Source organism: Streptomyces sp. NPDC049915, assembly GCF_040656475.1.
GTDB lineage: Bacteria > Actinomycetota > Actinomycetes > Streptomycetales > Streptomycetaceae > Streptomyces.
The window spans coordinates 77,378-95,591 of the sequence record NZ_JBFAMH010000026.1 but is presented as its reverse complement, the minus strand read 5'-3'; the positions used below and the strand labels follow the sequence as shown (position 1 = coordinate 95,591).

The 18,214-nt window shown below is 69.3% G+C and carries 18 protein-coding genes and 1 pseudogene; 10 read left to right on the top strand and 9 right to left on the bottom strand.

Annotated features, from left to right (window positions below):
- Positions 1-103: 103 nt before the first annotated feature.
- On the bottom strand, positions 104-1,087 hold the full coding sequence (locus AB0J12_RS32220) for a carbohydrate kinase family protein (RefSeq protein ID WP_363268126.1): 984 nt from the start codon (positions 1,085-1,087) through the stop codon (positions 104-106).
- Between the two features lie 242 nt (positions 1,088-1,329).
- On the opposite strand from AB0J12_RS32220, the gene AB0J12_RS32215 reads away from it, so the two are divergent.
- Both AB0J12_RS32215 and AB0J12_RS32210 read left to right on the top strand, forming a co-directional pair.
- On the top strand, positions 1,330-1,617 hold the full coding sequence (locus AB0J12_RS32215; protein WP_363268125.1) for an Ada metal-binding domain-containing protein: 288 nt from the start codon (positions 1,330-1,332) through the stop codon (positions 1,615-1,617).
- Positions 1,614-2,144 (top strand): hypothetical protein, encoded by a 531-nt coding sequence (locus tag AB0J12_RS32210; RefSeq protein ID WP_363268124.1) that lies wholly within the window; start codon positions 1,614-1,616, stop codon positions 2,142-2,144. The genes AB0J12_RS32215 and AB0J12_RS32210 overlap by 4 nt, the downstream gene beginning before the upstream one ends.
- Before the next feature lie 180 nt (positions 2,145-2,324).
- Here AB0J12_RS32210 and AB0J12_RS32205 read toward each other — a convergent pair.
- Positions 2,325-2,435 (bottom strand): annotated as a pseudogene (locus AB0J12_RS32205) (succinyl-CoA--3-ketoacid-CoA transferase); the annotation flags it as partial.
- A 12-nt stretch (positions 2,436-2,447) separates the two neighbouring features.
- On the bottom strand, positions 2,448-3,437 hold the full coding sequence (locus AB0J12_RS32200) for a YafY family protein (RefSeq protein WP_363268123.1): 990 nt from the start codon (positions 3,435-3,437) through the stop codon (positions 2,448-2,450).
- A 91-nt stretch (positions 3,438-3,528) separates the two neighbouring features.
- Between AB0J12_RS32200 and AB0J12_RS32195 the strand changes: the two genes are divergently transcribed.
- A complete protein-coding gene (locus AB0J12_RS32195) occupies positions 3,529-3,927 on the top strand; it encodes a VOC family protein (protein WP_363268122.1) in 399 nt (132 codons plus the stop codon).
- Between the two features lie 152 nt (positions 3,928-4,079).
- Entirely contained in the window at positions 4,080-4,325 is a 246-nt protein-coding gene (locus AB0J12_RS32190; protein ID WP_363268121.1) for a hypothetical protein, read from the top strand.
- A 56-nt stretch (positions 4,326-4,381) separates the two neighbouring features.
- On the opposite strand, the gene AB0J12_RS32185 is transcribed toward AB0J12_RS32190, so the two are convergent.
- Together AB0J12_RS32185 and AB0J12_RS32180 are read right to left on the bottom strand one after the other, a co-directional pair.
- Entirely contained in the window at positions 4,382-4,627 is a 246-nt protein-coding gene (locus AB0J12_RS32185; protein WP_363268120.1) for a DUF2283 domain-containing protein, read from the bottom strand.
- A 164-nt stretch (positions 4,628-4,791) separates the two neighbouring features.
- Positions 4,792-5,880 (bottom strand): zinc-binding alcohol dehydrogenase family protein, encoded by a 1,089-nt coding sequence (locus AB0J12_RS32180; protein ID WP_363268119.1) that lies wholly within the window; start codon positions 5,878-5,880, stop codon positions 4,792-4,794.
- Positions 5,881-5,981: 101 nt separating this feature from the next.
- Here AB0J12_RS32180 and AB0J12_RS32175 point away from each other — a divergent pair, with 101 nt between their 5' ends.
- The 3 genes from AB0J12_RS32175 to AB0J12_RS32165 all read left to right on the top strand — a co-directional run bounded on the left by AB0J12_RS32175 (position 5,982) and on the right by AB0J12_RS32165 (position 12,125).
- Positions 5,982-6,875: a LysR family transcriptional regulator gene (locus tag AB0J12_RS32175; protein ID WP_363268118.1), complete on the top strand. Its 894-nt coding sequence runs from the start codon at positions 5,982-5,984 to the stop codon at positions 6,873-6,875.
- A 406-nt stretch (positions 6,876-7,281) separates the two neighbouring features.
- The gene (locus tag AB0J12_RS32170; RefSeq protein WP_363268117.1) at positions 7,282-8,985 is read left to right on the top strand and encodes a carbohydrate-binding module family 20 domain-containing protein; all 1,704 of its coding nucleotides are present in this window, start codon (positions 7,282-7,284) and stop codon (positions 8,983-8,985) included.
- A gap of 218 nt (positions 8,986-9,203) precedes the next feature.
- The gene (locus AB0J12_RS32165) at positions 9,204-12,125 is read left to right on the top strand and encodes a carbohydrate binding domain-containing protein (protein ID WP_363268129.1); all 2,922 of its coding nucleotides are present in this window, start codon (positions 9,204-9,206) and stop codon (positions 12,123-12,125) included.
- Between the two features lie 142 nt (positions 12,126-12,267).
- On the opposite strand, the gene AB0J12_RS32160 is transcribed toward AB0J12_RS32165, so the two are convergent.
- From AB0J12_RS32160 to AB0J12_RS32145, 4 genes are all read right to left on the bottom strand, one after another.
- Complete coding sequence (locus AB0J12_RS32160) at positions 12,268-12,888, bottom strand: hypothetical protein (protein WP_363268116.1); 621 nt, start codon at positions 12,886-12,888, stop codon at positions 12,268-12,270.
- Positions 12,889-12,913: 25 nt separating this feature from the next.
- Positions 12,914-13,567 (bottom strand): hypothetical protein, encoded by a 654-nt coding sequence (locus AB0J12_RS32155; RefSeq protein ID WP_363268115.1) that lies wholly within the window; start codon positions 13,565-13,567, stop codon positions 12,914-12,916.
- Between the two features lie 187 nt (positions 13,568-13,754).
- Positions 13,755-14,219, bottom strand: a complete 465-nt coding sequence (locus AB0J12_RS32150) for a TetR/AcrR family transcriptional regulator (RefSeq protein WP_363268114.1) — start codon at positions 14,217-14,219, stop codon at positions 13,755-13,757.
- Between the two features lie 167 nt (positions 14,220-14,386).
- Complete coding sequence (locus AB0J12_RS32145; protein WP_363268113.1) at positions 14,387-14,953, bottom strand: PadR family transcriptional regulator; 567 nt, start codon at positions 14,951-14,953, stop codon at positions 14,387-14,389.
- Between the two features lie 132 nt (positions 14,954-15,085).
- Between AB0J12_RS32145 and AB0J12_RS32140 the strand changes: the two genes are divergently transcribed.
- The 3 genes from AB0J12_RS32140 to AB0J12_RS32130 all read left to right on the top strand — a co-directional run bounded on the left by AB0J12_RS32140 (position 15,086) and on the right by AB0J12_RS32130 (position 18,213).
- Positions 15,086-16,513 carry a carotenoid oxygenase family protein gene (locus AB0J12_RS32140; protein ID WP_363268112.1) on the top strand — a complete coding sequence of 476 codons (1,428 nt, stop codon included), beginning with the start codon at positions 15,086-15,088 and terminating at the stop codon, positions 16,511-16,513.
- A 586-nt stretch (positions 16,514-17,099) separates the two neighbouring features.
- Positions 17,100-17,366 carry an acyl carrier protein gene (locus AB0J12_RS32135; RefSeq protein WP_363268111.1) on the top strand — a complete coding sequence of 89 codons (267 nt, stop codon included), beginning with the start codon at positions 17,100-17,102 and terminating at the stop codon, positions 17,364-17,366.
- Complete coding sequence (locus AB0J12_RS32130) at positions 17,350-18,213, top strand: thioesterase domain-containing protein (RefSeq protein WP_363268110.1); 864 nt, start codon at positions 17,350-17,352, stop codon at positions 18,211-18,213. The genes AB0J12_RS32135 and AB0J12_RS32130 overlap by 17 nt, the downstream gene beginning before the upstream one ends.
- The last annotated feature ends 1 nt before the right edge of the window (position 18,214 follow it).

Below are 18,214 nucleotides of genomic sequence, written 5' to 3'. Positions count from 1 at the left end.
AACTGCTGGAAGTCCTCCAGGGTGGGGTCCTGCGCCTGGAGCATCGTGCCCATCGCACCGTCGGCGACCACCACACGGGTGGCGAGCGCCTCTCGCAGCCCGCTCATGACAGCCCCGCCAGGCGCGGCTCCATCTCACGGGCGGCGTCGTGCCCGTACGCGCGCTCGACACGCTCGATCAGATCCACCGCGAGCAGCTTGTACTCCTGTGTGCCGACCGTCTCCAGGACGATCGACGCCAGCGCGCAACCGAGCTGCGCCGCCCGTTCCTCGGGCCAGTCCCAGCTCAGGCCGGCGAGGAATCCGGAGCGGAACGCGTCCCCCACCCCGGTCGGATCGGCGATCTTCGCGGTGGGGACGGCCGGCACGTCCAGACGGGGCTGACCGCACCGCGCCAGGGAGACGCCGTCCGCTCCCCGGGTGATGACCCAGGTACCGACACGTTGCAGGATGTCCCGTTCGCTCCAGCCGGTGCGCTCCCGCAGCATGGCGGACTCGTACTCGTTGGTGAACAGCAGGTGGGCGCGGTCCACGAGGTGACGTGCCTGGGTGTCGTTCAGGCGGGCGAGCTGCTGCGAGGGGTCGGCGGCCAAACGGATGCCGGCACGCCGTGCCGTCTCGGTATGGCGCAGCATCGCCTCCGGGGCGTCGGCGCCGACGAGCACCAGGTCGAAGCCGCCGCAGCGGGCCGCCTCCGCGGCGAGGTCGATCTTCGCGGCGTCGGCCATGGCGCCGGAGTAGAAAGTGGCGATCTGGTTCTGCGCCTCGTCGGTCGTGCACACGAACCGGGCGGTGTGCAGTGTCTCGCTGATCCTGACGGAGTCCGTGTCGACCCCGGCGGCGCGCAGCCACGCCCCGTACTCGGCGAAGTCGACTCCCGCGGCGGCGATCAGACGCGGGGTCAGTCCCAGCCGTGCGAGTCCGAAGGCGATGTTGGCGGCGACACCGCCGCGCCGCACGTCGAGGCGGTCGACGAGGAAGGAAAGGGACACCTGTTCCAAGCGGTCGGCGATCAGTTGGTCGGTGAACCGACCGGGGAAGGACATCAGATGGTCGGTGGCTATCGAGCCGGTCACGGCGATTCGCACGACGGTCTCTCTCCTTGAACCCGGGGTCGAAGGGTGCGGCCCGGTGCCCGGCGGCCGGGTCGCGCGGGGCGCCGGGGCCGGGCCCGGCAGGGTGGGGCTGCCCCGGCACGCAAGCCTGCCGCGCGCCACTGAAGCGCCGATCCAGGTCACCCGCCGCCGGCCGCGGGGTGGACGTCCGGATACCGCTGGTACGGCCGTCCGGGATGATGCACAGTGCCTTTGTGTACAGACGACGGTTACGGTTGGACGGTACGACTCCCGCGGCGGCGCTTCGCGGATACACGCTGACCGGCACTGACGGGCGGCCCTACCGCAGCGACGTGGCCGGCCGGTTCGGCGGCTACCGGCGCGGACGGATCTACGGACGGCTGGACTGCCCCTCCGCGCTGCGGCACATCGCCCGCGGGAACTACGTGCGCCACCGGGTGTTCTTCGCGGACGAGGCGACCGCGCTCGCCGCGGGATACCGGCCGTGCGCGGTCTGCCTTCCCGATCGCCACCGGGCGTGGCGCACGGGGGAGCCGTCATGAACGAGCCCTCTCCCCGGTTGCTTCCGGCGGCCCTGTGCGACTACGCACCCTGGCCCGCGGCCCGGCCGCACACCGGCCGCGAACTCGCGCGCGTGCTCGCGCTGCTGGAAGGCGCCGGGTTCCGCGGCGGCAGCGTCGCGCTGGGCCATGGCCGGGACGCCGCGTCTAAGGACACCGCCGAGGCGTTCGCCGACGCCTGGCTCAGCAGCGGCGGGCGGCTGGCCGCGGTGGTCGACTGGCCTGAGGACGCCGCGTCATGGCTGCGCCAGGCTCGCCGGCTGACCCGTCCCGAGCCGGACGCCTGGGTGGTGGCCGCGGCGCCCGTCGGCTGGGCCCAGATGAGCCGCCGGCTGCGGCACAGCACCGACTGGGACCCGCGCCGCACGTTCGGCTTCGCATCCGCCGGCGACTCGCGTCTGGTGACCGCAGCGGGGCCGGGCGTCCTGGACGGGATGTGCGGGGCGACAGCGGACGGCAGGTTGTGGACGGTCCGCCGGGGCTGGGTCGTCGAGTCCGACGGCGAGTGACGGCCGGCCGCTGTCGGCTGCGCTCTTGCTCTTCGTGGCCCGCGAACGATGACCATGTTGTTGCGGTTGACCACCACGGAGTTGGTGGCGAGGCCGGGGCCGACGCCGCCGATGCGGACGAACACGTCCTGCTCGGGATTGCGTGTGCCGGTCCCACCACGCTGGAGGCGTCCTCCACGTAGTGACGTCAAGGACGCCCAGGTCGGCGATGACGCGGTGCACGCACCGCTCGCCGGTGAGTGGCAGGCTGCACTCCTTGCGGATCTTCGGGGAGCGGTCCTTGGCGGTGTGCTCCGTTGGCGGTCAGGCTCGGCCGGCATAGGACGTGAGGCGATCGGCGAGCGCGGTGACGAGGTCGCGGAGTTCATCGGGGCGCTCGATGACGAACGGCCGGTCGAGTGAGGCGAGTACCGGAGGCAGCCAGTCGAGCCGCTCCACCCGCAGCTCGACGCGCAGCCAGCGCTCGGTCGCCCGGTCCTCGCCGGCCGCGGACTTGTGCTCCTCCAGGCTCGCGACGCCGGCCGGAAGGTGTGCGCGGATCTGCTCGACTGTCCCGTGGATCCGCAAGGTCACCTCATGCCGGTACTCGGCCGTGGCGAACCCTGACAACAAACGCTGTGCCGGACCGGGACCCACTGGCGCTTCGAACGAGCCGGGCAGGGTCCGCGCGTCTGCGACGCGATCGAGCCGGAAGGTTCGGTCCTCGCCGATCTGGGCGTCCTTGCCCGTGACGTACCACCGGCCGGCATGGGCGACGATCCCGTACGCGTGCAGGGTGCGTTCGCTGCGCCGTCCGTCACGGTCGGTGTAGCGGATCGAGACCGGTCGGTGGTGGCGCACCGCATCGGCGAGGGTGAGCAGGACCCCAGCGTCCGGGGGGTCGAACTCGCCGGGCTGATCCGTGAAGGCGAGAGCTGCCAGGAGCGTGTCGAGCCGACGGGCGATGTGCTTGGGCAGCACCCGCCGGATCTTCGCCGATGCCGTCTCGCTTGCCGTGTGCTGCGTCGTCGTCAGTCCTGCTCGGCGGCCGGCGACCAGGCCGAGCAGCACGGCCAGCGCCTCGTCGTCGCTGAGCATGAGCGGAGGCAGGCGGTACCCGGGGGCGAGCCGGTAGCCGCCGTAGCGGCCGCGCACCGATTCCACGGGCACGTCGAGGTCGATCAGCTGGTCCACATACCGGCGCACGGTGCGCCCTTCGACGCCGAGCCGGTCGGCGAGTTCGGCCACCGTCCGGGTGCCGCCCGACTGCAGCAGTTCCAGGAGTGTCAGCACGCGGCCGGTGGGTCGAGGCATGTCCGCAGCCTAACGCGAATACAGGACCGATTCTGTCCCCTATTTCTCCTAGCCTGCGACGTGCACGCCTCCAGCACAGCCAAGGAGATCCATGGACTTCGTCTCGATCCGCATCATCACCAGCGACGTAGCGCGCCTCGTCGAGTTCTACGAGCGAGCCACAGGGGCGCGGGCGACGTGGGCCACCGAGGACTTCGCCGAACTCAAGACCGTGGGCGCCACCCTCGCGATCGCCGGCACCCGCACGGTCCCGCTGTTCGCCCCGGGCTCTGCCCGACCGGCGGACAACCACAGCGTGATCACCGAATTCCTCGTCGACGACGTGGACCGCGTTCACCAGAACCTGACCGGCTTCGTCACCGACTTCGTCGCCGGGCCCACCACGATGCCCTGGGGCAACCGGTCGCTGCTGTTCCGTGATCCCGACGGCAACCTCGTCAACTTCTTCACGCCCGTCAGCCCGGCGGCCATCGAAAAGTTCGCACGCTGACGCCGCGCACAGCCGCTCACGCGGGAGCCCTGAGATCCCAGGGCTCCCCGTGAACGCGGCCGCCGAGTCAAGGAACGCCACCAGCAGCGCCCACCGCGCCCACCACTGACCCCCTACAGCGGCTGCACGGCGTCACACTCGCGCCGGCGACCGTGCACCGCATCCTGGTGAGGCGAGGACGCAACCGGCTCCGGGACCTCGATCCACCGACCGGCGAGCAGCTGGGCGAGGTCATCCGCTATGAGCACGACCGGGTCGGCGACCTGGTCCACGTCGACGTGAACTCGACCGTCCAGCAGACCCACGTCGCCCAGGTCCGCGGACTCTTCGCAGGCAGCACGGACATCGATCGCGCGCTGTCCGCCCTGGACAGCGCATACCAACAGGGGACGGAATGAACCTCTCGTCCGACTAAGCGACAGTTGGCTGCGGCGGCCTGCCTCGTCCAACCTCGTCATGCACCTTCGGTGTCCAAACGCTCCGCCGACTCAAGCAGGTGCTCCGGCAGCTTCGAACTGGCCGCCAGTACCTCGATACCGATGAGGCGCCCCTGCTCGTCGAAGTCCAGGTTGATCATGCCGTCGACCTTCACCGGATCACAGGGATACATGCGAGCCGACTGCGCACGGGCTTGTGGATGTACGAAGTACACATACGCGGCATCTGCCGTCTTGTCGTAGGTGACTCTGACGTCTGACATGGTCAACGCGCTCCCTTGGGGGTTGAGGTCGGCCTTGCCCGTGTTGTGCCGCCTCAGCCTCATACTGAGCCCTCGACCACAAACCGCTGCAAGATCTGGCAGCAGTATGGCCGCCTGTGCTCCCGAGGGTGGCGGGTCGTGCGGGTAGGGATCAGTGGGTCTTGTCAGCCGGCCGGTGGGGTGAGGCTGGTGCGGTCGAACGGGCCGCCGTGCGCGGCGGCGTACGCGATGGCGTCGTTGACGGCGTCGAGGCCGAACGACCGGACCCGTTCGGGGGCGAGATCCAGAGTGCCCGAGGCGAGGAGCCTGATGATGCCGACGTTGGCTGCGCGCGGGTACATCCACTGCCCACGCACGGTGATCGAGTTGCGCATGATCCACGGGTACGGGAGTGCGAGGTCGTCGCCACCGAGCATGCCGACGCCGCCCATGAGGACGACGCGGCCGTACTCGCGCACGGTCATGGCCGCCGCGCGCGACGCCGAGCTGGGTGCGCTCGGCGGGAGCAGGTCGATCACCATGTCGATCGGGCCGTCGGCCGCCGCGCACATCGCCGCCCGGTCGGTGGCCTCGTCTCCGGTCAGCGGGACCGGGCGCAGGCGCGGACCGAACCGGTCGGCGAGGAGGTCGAGCGCGTCCTGGTTGCGGCCCGGGGCGACCACGCGGCCCGCACCCATGGCGAGCGCGACCGCGACCGCGCTGCTGCCGAGGTTGCCGGTGGCCCCGCTGACGAGCAGCGTCTCGCCTGCTGCCAGTCCGCCTGCCAGCAGCCCGCCGTAGGGGATGGCGTGCACGCTGAGTGCGGCCCAGCGGGCCGGATCGTCCTCCGCCACGGTGGGCAGCGGGAAGGCGTTCTCCGTCGGGACCCGCATGAGCTCGGCGAACGCACCGTCGTGCAGGTGCCGGGCGAGCCGCGCGCCGCCCTTGCCGCGCGAACTCCAGCCCTGGAGCGTGATGTCGGGCGTCAGGGCGTCGTCCCGCGAGCGCACCGTCGAGTCGCACCACACCAGGTCGCCGACGCCCAGCCGGGTGGCGTCCGGGCCGACGTGGACGATCCGCCCCACGCCGCCGATACCGGGCACGACAGGAGGGACGAGGGGATAGTTCCGCTTGCCGTCGAAGACCTCGGCCGCATAGGGGGCCACGCAGGTGGCGAGGACCTCGACCACCACCTCACCGCCCCTGGCCTCGGGGTCGGGCACCTCCCGCACCGTGAGCGGGGCGCCGAACTGCGTCAGAACTGCTGCTCGCACGTGATGACCTCCGTCTTCGTCCGTGCTGGTGGGATCGACACTAGGAGCCGGGCGGACATGCGGGAAGCGACGATCCGGCATCCGTGGTATGCGTAGGGCGCATGGACATCTCCAGCGCGGGACTGCGGGTCCTGCGGCAGATCGCCGAGTCCGGCAGCTTCACCGCGGCAGCTGCCCGACTCGGCTACACGCAGTCGGCCGTCTCACGCCAGGCCGCCGCCCTCGAACGCAGCGCGGGCACCACCCTGTTCGAACGCCGCCCGGACGGGGTACGGCTCACCCCCTCCGGCTTGACCCTGCTGCGGCACGCCCACACGGTCCTGGCCTCCCTCGCAGCGGCCGAGCGTGAGCTCACGGGCACCGTCCCGCGGACCGAACTGGTGCGGCTCGGGGTGTTCCTGAGCGCGGGCGCGGCGATTCTGCCCGCCGCACTCGCACACCTCGCGGCGGCGGGCCCGCAGATCACGGTCGCCACCAGCGAGGGCACCACGCCCACCCTGATCCGGGCACTGCGCGCGGGCTCGCTCGACCTCGCCGTGCTGACGTCCCGCCCACCCCACCGGCCCTTCGACGGCGACTCGCCGCGCCTGCACGTCGAGACCGTCGGGGACACCGAACTGGTCGTGGCGGTGCCGTCGACCGGAGAGTTCGCCGGGCGCACCACGGTGCACGTCGACGAGCTGGTCGACGCCGCGTGGATCGCCACCCCGTCATCGGGCTCCGAGCCGCTGCTCGGCGTCTGGCCCGGCCTGCCCGGACGGCCGCGCATCATCCACTCCGCGCGCGACTGGCTGACCAAGCTCCAACTGGTCGCCGGCGGCTTCGGTGTGACGACGGTGCCGTCCCGGCTCTCACCGGTGCTGCCGCCCGGGGTGAGCCTGATGCGCGTCGACGGCGTACCCCCCGAGGTCCGGCGGGTGCTCGTGGCGCGCCTGCCCGGCCGCCCCACCCCGGCGATCACGGCCGTCACCCGAGCGATCACTTCGACCACCTGAACTGGGGATTGGCAAGACCTCAACCCCCGGCCGGTCTTTGCCGAGTGCCGTCACCGAGGTGCCGCGAAGCCGCCGCGGCTCGACTCACGTGGATGCGCACGCCGCTGCCGGCTGAGACCTCCGATCCGACGCCGGGCGCGTGGAACCCGGAACGACCGAGCCCTCGGCGCCGGACCGGAGGCGTGGTTGAACATAACACCGGTGCAAGCCTTGCGTAAGGCCTTGCAGCTGGAGTTCCCCGATTTCTGAGGCCTGTTGAGAAGGAGATGCGCGGAGGGTTGACCACCGCTTCGGGCACTCGTACGGTCACCTCTGCAATCACTTGCAGCAAGCGACTGTAAGGATATGAATTCCCCCCAACGGTCTTACGGGCATGGCGCGTTGCCCTTCGAATCAGGAGGACACCATGGCCAGAAAGTCCGTGGCCGCCGCACTCGCCGCCCTGGCGGGAGCCGCTGCTGCCGTCACGGTCCCGGCCCCGGCCCAGGCGGCACCGCCGGGCGACAAGGACGTCACCGCGGTGCTGTTCGAGTGGAACTTCGCCTCGGTCGGCAAGGAGTGCACCGACACTCTCGGCCCGGCCGGCTACGGCTACGTCCAGGTCTCCCCGCCGCAGGAGCACATCCAGGGCCCCCAGTGGTGGACCTCGTACCAGCCCGTCAGCTACAAGATCGCGGGCCGGCTCGGTGACCGCGCTGCCTTCAAGAACATGGTCGACGCCTGCCATGCGGCGGGCGTGAAAGTCGTCGTCGACACGGTCATCAACCACATGTCCGCCGGCTCCGGCACCGGCACCGGGGGCTCCTCGTACACCAAGTACGACTACCCGGGCCTCTACTCGTCCGCCGACATGGACAACTGCACGGCGACGATCAGCAACTACCAGGACCGCACCAACGTCCAGGAGTGCGAGCTGGTCGGCCTCGCGGACCTCGACACCGGCGAGGACTACGTACGCGGCAAGATCGCCGGCTGCCTGAACGACCTGCTCTCCCTCGGCGTCGACGGCTTCCGGATCGACGCCGCCAAGCACATGGCGGCGGCCGACCTCGCGAACATCAAGTCGCGTCTGACGAACCCGAACGCGTACTGGAAGCAGGAGGTCATCTACGGCGCAGGCGAGGCGGTCTCGCCGAGCGAGTACCTCGGCAACGGCGACGTCCAGGAGTTCCGCTACGCCCGCGACCTCAAGCGTGTCTTCAACGGCGAGAACCTCGCCGGCCTGAAGAACTTCGGCGAGTCCTGGGGCTACCTGCCCTCGGGCAAGTCAGCGGTGTTCGTCGACACTCACGACACCGAGCGCGGCGGTGACACCCTCAACTACAAGGACGGCGCCACCTACACGCTCGCGAGCGTCTTCATGCTGGCCTGGCCGTACGGCTCACCCGACGTCCACTCCGGCTACGAATGGACTGACAAGGACGCGGGCCCGCCCAACTCCGGTGTCGTCCAGGCCTGTTACGCCGACGGGTGGAAGTGCCAGCACGCCTGGCGGGAGATCTCCTCCATGGTGGGCTTCCGCAACGCCGCACGTGGTGAGGCCGTCACCGACTGGTGGGACAACGGCGGCGACCAGATCGCGTTCGGGCGCGGCAGCAAGGCGTACGTCGTCATCAACCACGAGACCTCGTCACTGACCCGCACCTTCCAGACTTCGCTGCCCGCCGGCGACTACTGCGACGTGCAGAGCGGCAAGGGCGTCACCGTGAACGCCTCGGGCCAGTTCACCGCCACCCTCGGAGCGAACACCGCCCTCGCCCTGCACGTCGGCGCCAAGACCTGTGGCGACGGCGGCTCCACGACCGGCCCTGCCCCCGCGACCGGCGCGTCCTTCAGCGTGAACGCCACCACCACGTCGGGCCAGAACATCTACGTCACCGGGAACCAGGCGGCGCTGGGCAACTGGAACACCGGCAACGCCCTGAAGCTCGACCCGGCCACGTACCCGGTCTGGAAGCTCGACGTCGCCCTGCCCGCCGGGACGTCCTTCGAGTACAAGTACCTGCGCAAGGATGCGAACGGCGCCGTCACCTGGGAGAGCGGCGCGAACCGCACCGCCACGGTCTCCGCCGCCGGCACCGTCGCCCTGTCCGACACCTGGCGCGGCTGACCGCACGTACACCCGCGGGCTTCAGCCGCGGACCATCCGAACGGTCGTCCCCCGAGGCGCGCGCGGGGACGACCGCAGTCAGGCCGCACCGCCGCGGCCCCGACCGAGGAGTTCTCGTGACCCTCTTCGTACGACGACATCGCGCGCGCCGCGGACCGTTCCGCAGGCGTCGCTCAGGCCCGGCAGGCCTCGTACTCGCCGTGATCGCCGCAATCCTGGTGACGCTGCTGCCGGGCACACCGTTCGCCGGCGCCCCGGCGAGCGCCGCAGGCGGCGGCACGGCCACCGTCTACTACTCGACAAGCAGTACCAACTGGTCGACGTACAAGCTGCATTGGGCCCCTACCGGTGGTTCCTGGACCACCGTGCCGGGTGTCGACATGGAAGCCGCCTGTACCGGCTGGGTGAAGAAGACCGTCGACCTGGGCTCGGCGACCACGTGGCAGGCCACCTTCAACAACGGCAACGGCACCTGGGACAACAACGGCGGGAACAACTACCAGCTGGGCACCGGCCTGATCACGGTCAAGGACGGCGTCGTCGCCCACAGCGACCCGTGCGCCGCCACCGCCCCGGCCGGGGGGAACGCCGCGACCGTCTACTACTCGACGGCCGGCACCAACTGGTCGACGTACAACCTGCATTGGGCCCCGTCCAGTGGTTCCTGGACGACCGTGCCCGGCGTCGGCATGGAAGCCGCCTGTACCGGCTGGGTGAAGAAGACCGTCGACCTGGGCTCGGCGACCACGTGGCAGGCCACCTTCAACAACGGCAACGGCACCTGGGACAACAACAACGGCGCCAACTACCAGCTCGGGCTGGGCACCAGCACCGTCAAGGCGGGCACCGTCACCAAGGGCGCCAGAAACCCGTGCGCCGCCGCCGAACCCGACACCACCGCGCCCTCCGCACCGGGCAGCGTCAAGGCCACCGCCACCGGCACGTCCATCGTCCTGACCTGGGACGCGGCCACCGACGACACGGGCGTGACCGGCTACCAGATCACCCGCACCGGCGGCACCAAGGGCACCTCGGTCATCGCCGTCACCTCGACCGTCTACTCCGACACGGGACTCGAGGCGAAGACCTCGTACACGTACACAGTCAGGGCGCTGGACGCGGCCGGCAACGTGTCCGCTGCGAGCGCGGAGACGAAGGCCACCACCGGTGAGCAGCCCGCGCAGACGACCGGGACCCCGCTCGGCGGCGACCCCCGCAAGGACCCCATCTACTTCGTGCTCACCGCCCGCTTCTACGACGGCGACAGCGCCAACAACCGGGGCGGCAGCCAGCACGTGAAGTCCGGCAACGCCGCCAACAACGACCCCATGTTCCGCGGCGACTTCAAGGGCCTGATCCAGAAGCTCGACTACATCAAGGCGCTCGGCATGTCCGCCGTATGGATCACCCCGGTCGTCCTCAACCGTTCCGACTACGACTACCACGGCTACCACGGCTACGACTTCTACAAGGTCGACCCGCGCCTGGAATCCGCCGGAGCCTCCTACCAGGACCTGATCGACGCCGCCCACGCCAAGGGCATGAAGATCTACCAGGACGTCGTCTACAACCACTCCTCCCGCTGGGGAGCCAAGGGCCTGTTCACGCCGACCGTGTACGGCGTCAGGGACAGCCAGTGGAGCTGGTACTACGACCAGAAGCAGGACGGCTTCGAGTACGACGGCCTGAGCGTGGAGCCGGTCTCCGGCAAGTCCTACTACAACGGTGACCTGTGGTCGACGGCCGAACCGACCGGCAACACCTGCCTCAACTGGGGCAAGCCCACCGGCGCCAAGAGCCCCGAGGGCTACACCATCTACAACTGCCAGTGGCCGAGCCCCACGTCCGGTATGTTCCCCAAGGCCCTCTACCACCAGTGCTGGATCGGCAACTGGGAGGGCGAGGACTCCCGCTCGTGCTGGCTGCACGAGGACCTCGCCGACTTCAACACCGAGAACGCGCAGGTGCAGAACTATCTGATCGGCGCCTACAACAAGTACATCGACATGGGTGTCGACGGCTTCCGCATCGACACAGCCGTGCACATCCCGCGCGTCACCTGGAATCGCCGCTTCCTGCCCGCCATCCAGGAACGCGTCATGCAGCGCTTCGGGGCGGCCAAGGCACAGGACTTCTTCGTCTTCGGCGAGGTCGCCGCGTTCGTCAACGACAAGTGGAATCGCGGCTCGGTGAACCATTCCGCGCAGTTCTACACCTGGAAGGAGCGCAAGGAGTACTCCGCCGACGACGAGAAGGCGGCCCTGGAACAGTACAACTACGAGGAACAGCTCGGCACCGGCAACCAGCCGACGTCCACCAACGCCTTCCTGCAGGGGAACAGCTACCACACGCCCGACCACAGCAAGTTCTCCGGCATGAACATCATCGACATGCGCATGCACATGAACTTCGGTGACGCGTCCAACGCCTACAACAACGGCAAGGACTCGGACGACTCGACGAACGACGCCACCTACAACGTCGTCTACGTCGACAGCCACGACTACGGCCCGAACAAGAGCAGCGAGCGGTACGCCGGCGGCACGGACGCGTGGGCCGAGAACATGGCGCTGATGTGGACGTTCCGTGGCATCCCGACGCTGTACTACGGATCGGAGACCGAGTTCCAGAAGGGCCAGAAGATCGACTGCGGCCCCACCTGCCCGCTGGCGACGACCGGCCGTGCCTACTACGGCGACAAGCTCCAAGGCACCGTGACCGCCTCGGACTTCGGTACGGTCTCCAGCGCGTCGGGCGCCGTCGCCAGCACCCTCGACGCGCCCCTGGTCAAGCACGTCCAGCGGCTCAACCAGATCCGCCGAGCGGTGCCCGCCCTCCAGATGGGCCAGTACTCGACGGCCGACATCAGCGGGAACATGGCGTTCAAGCGGCGGTACACGGACAGCGCGACGGGCGTGGACAGCTTCGCCCTGGTGGCCGTGACCGACGGCGCCACGTACCGGAACATCCCGAACGGCGTCTACAAGGACGCCGTCACCGGTGACGTGAAGACGGTCACCGACGGCACGCTCACCGTGGCCGCTCCCGGCAAGGGGAACCTGCGGGTGTACGTCCTGGACCTGGGCGGCAAGAACGCGGCACCCGGCAAGATCGGCACGGCAGGCCCCTATCTGAAGTAGGCGCGGCAGATCCGCCCGGCACCTGGCACCCGGCACCTCGCGCTCACGCGCCGGTGCCGGGTGCAGCGCGTGCCTGGCCGCCGGCTCCGGCGGAAGCAGGACTTCCTCGTCGAGCACATCGCCCGCAAGGGGGGCAGCCCGGTCAGGGGGCGCCGTCCGCTGGGGCGATGCGGGCGAGTGCGCCGATCTCCAGTGCGGTCCACAGGGCGCCGCCGGGACCGGGGGCGATACCGTGCGGTTCGGAGTGGGGGGTGGGCAGGCCGTGGACGGTCAGAGAGCCGTCGGGGGCGGTCGTCCCGACGCGGTTGCCTCCCCATTCGGTGAACCATACGGTGCCGTCACCGTCCACGGTGACGGCGTGCGGTCGGAGCGGGAACTCGGTGATGTGACCGTCGACGGTGATGCGGCCGATACGGTCGGCCGCGGTCTCGGTGAACCACAGCGCACCGTCGGGTCCCGCCGCGATGCCGAACGGTCCGCAGCCGGGGGTGGGCACGTCGAATTCGTCGATGACGCCGTCGGTGGTGATCCGCCCGATCCGGTGAGCCCGGTACTCGGTGAACCACAGCGCGCGGTCGGGGCCCGGGGTGATGATGGTCGGCCCGCAGGCGGGGCCGAGCCGGTGACTCGTCGGCTCCTCGCCGGGGAAGGCGGAACGTCGGCGGTGACCTCGGCGCCGGCCGCGACGATGGCGCCGTCGCCGATCCGCACGCCCGGCATACCGGCGAGGCCGGGCCGCGATACCGATCTCCTCGCCGGACACTGCTGAACCGCCCCCGACACAGTAGTCAGCAGGACTCCAGACTGCCGGGCGCGATGTAGACCGCGGACAGCACTCCGTCCCCATGCACCTCGACCGGGTAGGGGGCGGTCGTATCGATCAGCTCCAGGCTGTACGGCAGGGCCCGCAGCGGAATGTCTTCACCGAGGTAGACGACCGATAGCGTGCCCCGGCAGACGGTGCCCTGCGGCGGCGCGGTATCGGGGACTCTGCCGTCCTTCGGGCCGGCCTTGTGGGAGGAAACGCTGATCGGCGTGTACTGGTACTCGTAGGCGGCCGGGCCGAGGGTGGTCGCCTCCCTCGTCTTCTTGATGTCGACCCAGTAGTGGGCGAGCTTCACCGTGACCGCCTCGCACGGCCTTTGGACGGCCTCCGGGACGAAGTTCAGGCCGGAGGAATCCAGCGTCAGGCCCTTGGACCGGTACTCACCGCTGCCGCTGCGCAGCTCCTTCAGGTACTTGGTCAGCTGCTGGACGTTCATGCCGGCGGTCTTCACGCACTGCGTGGGCACGGCCGCGCTCGGGCTCTGCATCGGAGTGGTCGGGTCGGGAGCAGCCGTGTACTGAACGAGGCCGGACGGGGACGCCTGGGCGGCGGGCGTGTCCGTCGAACACCCCGAGAGAGTGAGCAGCGCTGCGACGGCGGCGGCCGGTATGGCCAACGCCCTTGATGTTCCCATGAGTTACCCGCTTTGCGTCGAGACGGCTCCCCCGGCCGTGCGGACCCACAGTACGAGCCCGACGAGCGGGTACGCCAGGACGCCGGGACGCGAGGAGCGGAACCACCGCGTCACGTGAACGCGCGCCACGGGATCGCGGCGTCTGTGCCCGCCTTGTCCGCGTTGTCGCTCAGTTCGTAGTGTCCCGATCCGAAAGAAAGAGTGACCTCAGCGGATCGGCGAACAGGATTCTGGCCGTGAAGTTCCACAGCTCGCCGTTCTCCACGTCCGACAGCGCTTCGACACATTCGGTCAGTTGCAGCGTCATCCTGGAGGCGATGCCCCGGAGCTCCGGGTCGCTCCATGCCGCGATCAACTGCAGATGCAGGAGCGGCCACGGCGTCCTCGATCGGAGTTCGGCGTAGGCGACGGCCATGGAGTCCAGCGCTTCGGTGCCCGACCTCCCCGCCGCCGCCCGCCGTAAGCGTTCGAGTACATGACGCATGCCTTGCTCGCATGCCGCGATGAAGAGGCGCTTCTTGGAGGGGAAGAAGCGGAAGACGTAGGGCTGGGATATTCCGGCTCGCGCCGCGATGACGGCGGTCGACGTCCCGCGAAGGCCGGTCCGTGCGAACTCGGTCGCAGCGGCGCGCACGAGTTCGTCCCGGCGGCGCTGCCCGGTGCAACGGGCTCCGTGTCCGGCCCGGTCGCCTTGCCGGCCCGGGTCCCTTCCCTGTACCGCACCCCGGAGCTTTGCCGGCGCTCCCGCCTGCGCGGCGGTGTTCCGGGCCCGCTCCGGGGTGCCGTCCTGCCTCGAATCCTTCATCCGCTCCTCCCGTGGGAGGCGGAATCCGGCCCCTCGGCGGACCGCTCGTCGACCGGGCCGAGGATGGCGGGAAGGTCGTCCATCCAGGCGAGGACCGCTTCCTCGTAACGGATGCCGAAGGCGAGGGTGGCGCGTTGGTGGACGTCGACCCCCGCGGTTCCCAGGTGTGCCTGATAGGTCTTCAGTCGCCGCTCGTGGACCGTCCGATGCTGGTCGACGTAGGACAGCAGACGGGTGCGGTCCAGATGACCGCCGAAAGCGATCGTCAGCAGCAGGGGGTAGCGGATCTGTTCCGCGCCCGGCGGTGTGGTGATCCACTGCGCAAACGCTTCCCGGCCTGGCTCGGTGATGCGGTAGCGGACACGGGAACGTGGCCCGGCGTCCCCGGCGACGACCAGGCCGCGCTCTGCGAGGGCCGCGAGTTCGCGGTAGACCTGGCTCCGCGTGACGGTCCAGAAGGCGCCGACGACGTCCTCGGCGACGCCGAGGAGTTCGTAACCGCTTGCCTCCCCTGTGTGAAGGAATCCCAGGAGCGTGGCGGCTGTGGCATTGAGGTTGTCCATGAAGACTCTCCTTGACACTCCACAGTGGACGGTACATGATGCAGACGGTCGATAGTCCACTGTGGTCGGTCGATCCACTGTGTCACAGGGGCGGGGCCCCGGATGAGCACGGCGCGACGGGGGAGAGCAGTCATGGCGCGATTCGGCCTGGGCTTACAGAGCCTGGATGACGAGAACCAGTCGGTCGAACTCCCGGTCAGCGGGCGCATTCCCGAGTGGTTGAGCGGCACGCTGCTGCGGAACGGGCCGGCGAAGTTCGAGGCCGGTACCAAGGGCTTCCGCCACTGGTTCGACGGCCAGGCCATGATCCATCGATTCGCCGTCGACGGCGGCCGGGTGCAGTACGCCAACCGTTACCTGGACACCCCGAGCAGCCGGGCCGTTCTCCGGGACGGGCGGATCCGTTACCAGGAATTCGCCACCGACCCCTGCCGAAGCGTCTTCGCCCGATTCTTCACGCCCTTCCAGCGCGCACGGCCCGTCAATCCGAACGTGAACATCGCGCGATTCGGGGACGACCAGGTCGTCGCGCTCACCGAAACACCATTGCCGGTGGAGTTCTCGCCGGACACCCTTGCCACCGTCGGGGTGGTCGATTACGACGACCGACTCGGTGGGCATCTGACGACGGCGCATCCGCACCAGGACCCGGTCACCGGGGACCTCGTCAATTATGTGACGCACTTCTCGCGGCGCAGCGAATACCGATTATATCGTCAGCGGCCGGGCGGTACGCCGCGCCGTGAACTGCTCGGGCGGCACGGTGTCGACGAGCCCGGCTATATGCACAGTTTCGCGATCACATCCCGGCACGTGGTGCTGGTCGAATTCCCCCTCGTGGTGAACCCCTTCAGGCTTCTGTTGAGCGGTCGCCCTTTCATCGAGAACTACCGCTGGAAACCGGAGCGCGGAACCCGGTTCATCGTCATGGACCGAGATGACGGCCAGGTGCGCGCGGTACTGCGCGGCCCGGCGTGCTTCGCCTTCCACCACATCAACGCCTGGGAAGAGAACGGCCGACTCTTCATCGACCTGTGCGCCTACGAGGACGCCTCGATCATCGAGGCCCTCTACCTCGACTCCCTGCGCGGCGGCGGTGCTCTTCCGCAGGCCATGCCCACACGGTTCTGCGTGGATCCCGAGGCCGCAACCGTCACCGCCCAGCCGCTGTCGGAGGAATCCCTGGAGCTGCCGCGCATCGCCTATCGGCGGCACAACGGCCGGCGCTACCGCTACGCGTACGGTGTCGGCTCCCGTGATCGCCGGACCGACGACTTCTTCAACCAGCTGGTGAAGCTCGACGTCGGGGACGGCGGCACGCTTCTGTGGCAGGAGGAGGGCTGTTACCCCGGCGAGCCGGTCTTCGTGGCGGCGCCTGCCGGTGCCGGCCGGGACGGAGCGGAGGACGACGGAGTCGTGCTCGCGGTCGTCCTGCGTCCGGCGACGGAGTCGTCGTATCTCCTGGTACTCGACGCGCGGACCTTCCGGGAACTGGGCCGGGCAGAGGTCCCCCACGCCGTCCCGTTCGGGTTCCACGGGACCTTCGTCCGGGGGGACTGACCGCGGCTTCGGCGGATCGACTGAATTCCGGATTCCACATCCGCGTCGGCGCCCGCCTTCCGCATCCGGAAACGATGAGGATGCGGAATGTCGTCGACGTCTCCGCCTGGGGCGTGCCCTTTTTTCATAAAGACTTGTCATGGTCATGATTATGCCCGTTGAACTGGCAACCTTTCGCTTTCCGTACTGACTGATCAGTCAGGAAGCTGCGTTTGTTCATTTACGAAGTAAATTGGATACGCATTGTTAACGAACTGCCCCTTTAGTTTTCCTCAAGTGCGGCTCTATACTCCAGGTACTGACTCGGAGGAGCCGGTCGCGGAGGTGCCCCACCACCGCCGGCGAGCGAAACCCGGATCCAGTCTGACTACTGAGTAAGGAGGACTGGGATCCGTCGTTCCGGCGACTTCTCATGGCGATGAGATCGCCGTCTCCTTCCAAGTCGGTAAACCCTCGTTGCTTCCGTCGTTCAATTCGCGGCCGCGTGCGGAACCATGCGCCTTTGCGTCCGTCGCAGAAAGCGTGTGCTACGCGCTGCCGCATTCTGTCCCGTCGGGTCCTCCCCATTTCCCGGAAAGGAACCACCATGCCCGCAGTGAGCGCGCTCCAGGCGCAGGAGTGGCTGATCGAGAAGATCGCCCACCGCCTCGGAACAGAGCAGGCCGAGGTCGCGCCCGAGATGTACTTCGACGAGATGGACCTCGACTCGACGGAAGCCCTCATCCTCGCCGGCGAGATCGAGAACTGGCTGGGGTTCGAGCTGAGCACCACCACGCTGTGGTACCACCCCACCATCAAGGACCTGGCCGCTCACATAGCGGAGGAGAGCGACCGCCGTGCGGCAACCGCGTAGCGCCGAACGGCCCGTCGTCCACCGCCACCGCGCGGCGGCCGCGGGCAGTCACACGGTCTACCTGGTCCACCCCGGAGCACTCGACGTGTCCGTCCACCGCGGTCTGGCGGACGCGCTTCCCGCGGGTGTGGGGCTGACCGTGCTGGACCTGGGCGGACTGCCCGAGTACTGGCAGGCAGCGCTCACCGGCGGCCGCGCCGCCACCACCATCGACGCGCTGGCCTCCCGGCTGCAGACGGCCGTCCAGGTCGCTCACCTCGAGGGCGACTACGTGCTCGCGGGCTGGTCCTTCGGCGGCGTGGTGGCGCACGCCATGGCGTCGCTGCCCGCCCGGCACGGCCGACCCGCCCGGCTGGTGCTGCTGGACAGCATCGCGCCCGTCGAGGCGTACAAGCAGGACGACGACGCCCTGGAACCGTCCCTGCTGCTCGGCTGGTTCAGCATGTACCTCGGCGCCAAGCGGGGCCGCCCGCTGGACATCGGCGCGGAGCGGCTGGCCGGCCTCGGTGTGGACGACGGCCTGAAGCTGGTGCTGGAGGCCGCCGTCGCCAACGAGGTGCTGCTGCCCTCCACCCCGCTCCCGGGACTGCGCAAGCTGTACGACACCTATGTCGACGGCCTGCTGCGCAACAACCGGTTGACGGACCCGCACCGCCCGCTGCCGGCGCCGGTGCCCGTGGTGCTGGTCAAGGCCGAGCGCAGCCTCATCCCGGGAGACCGGACGCTGGGCTGGGAGCCTCTCGCTCCGCACGGCCTCCAGGTGCACACCTGTCCGGGAGACCACTACACCATGCTCACCCGCGCTGACGCCGCTGCCGTTGTCGCGTCGCTGCTCGACGCTGCCTGAG

Coding starts and splice junctions, on each gene's coding strand:
- AB0J12_RS32210 (WP_363268124.1), top strand. CDS start 1,614: ATGAACGAGCCCTCTCCCCGGTTGCTTCCGGCGGCCCTGTGCGACTAC.
- AB0J12_RS32200 (WP_363268123.1), bottom strand. CDS start 3,437: ATGCCTCGACCCACCGGCCGCGTGCTGACACTCCTGGAACTGCTGCAG.
- AB0J12_RS32195 (WP_363268122.1), top strand. CDS start 3,529: ATGGACTTCGTCTCGATCCGCATCATCACCAGCGACGTAGCGCGCCTC.
- AB0J12_RS32185 (WP_363268120.1), bottom strand. CDS start 4,627: ATGTCAGACGTCAGAGTCACCTACGACAAGACGGCAGATGCCGCGTAT.
- AB0J12_RS32175 (WP_363268118.1), top strand. CDS start 5,982: ATGGACATCTCCAGCGCGGGACTGCGGGTCCTGCGGCAGATCGCCGAG.
- AB0J12_RS32170 (WP_363268117.1), top strand. CDS start 7,282: ATGGCCAGAAAGTCCGTGGCCGCCGCACTCGCCGCCCTGGCGGGAGCC.
- AB0J12_RS32145 (WP_363268113.1), bottom strand. CDS start 14,953: ATGGACAACCTCAATGCCACAGCCGCCACGCTCCTGGGATTCCTTCAC.
- AB0J12_RS32140 (WP_363268112.1), top strand. CDS start 15,086: ATGGCGCGATTCGGCCTGGGCTTACAGAGCCTGGATGACGAGAACCAG.
- AB0J12_RS32135 (WP_363268111.1), top strand. CDS start 17,100: ATGCCCGCAGTGAGCGCGCTCCAGGCGCAGGAGTGGCTGATCGAGAAG.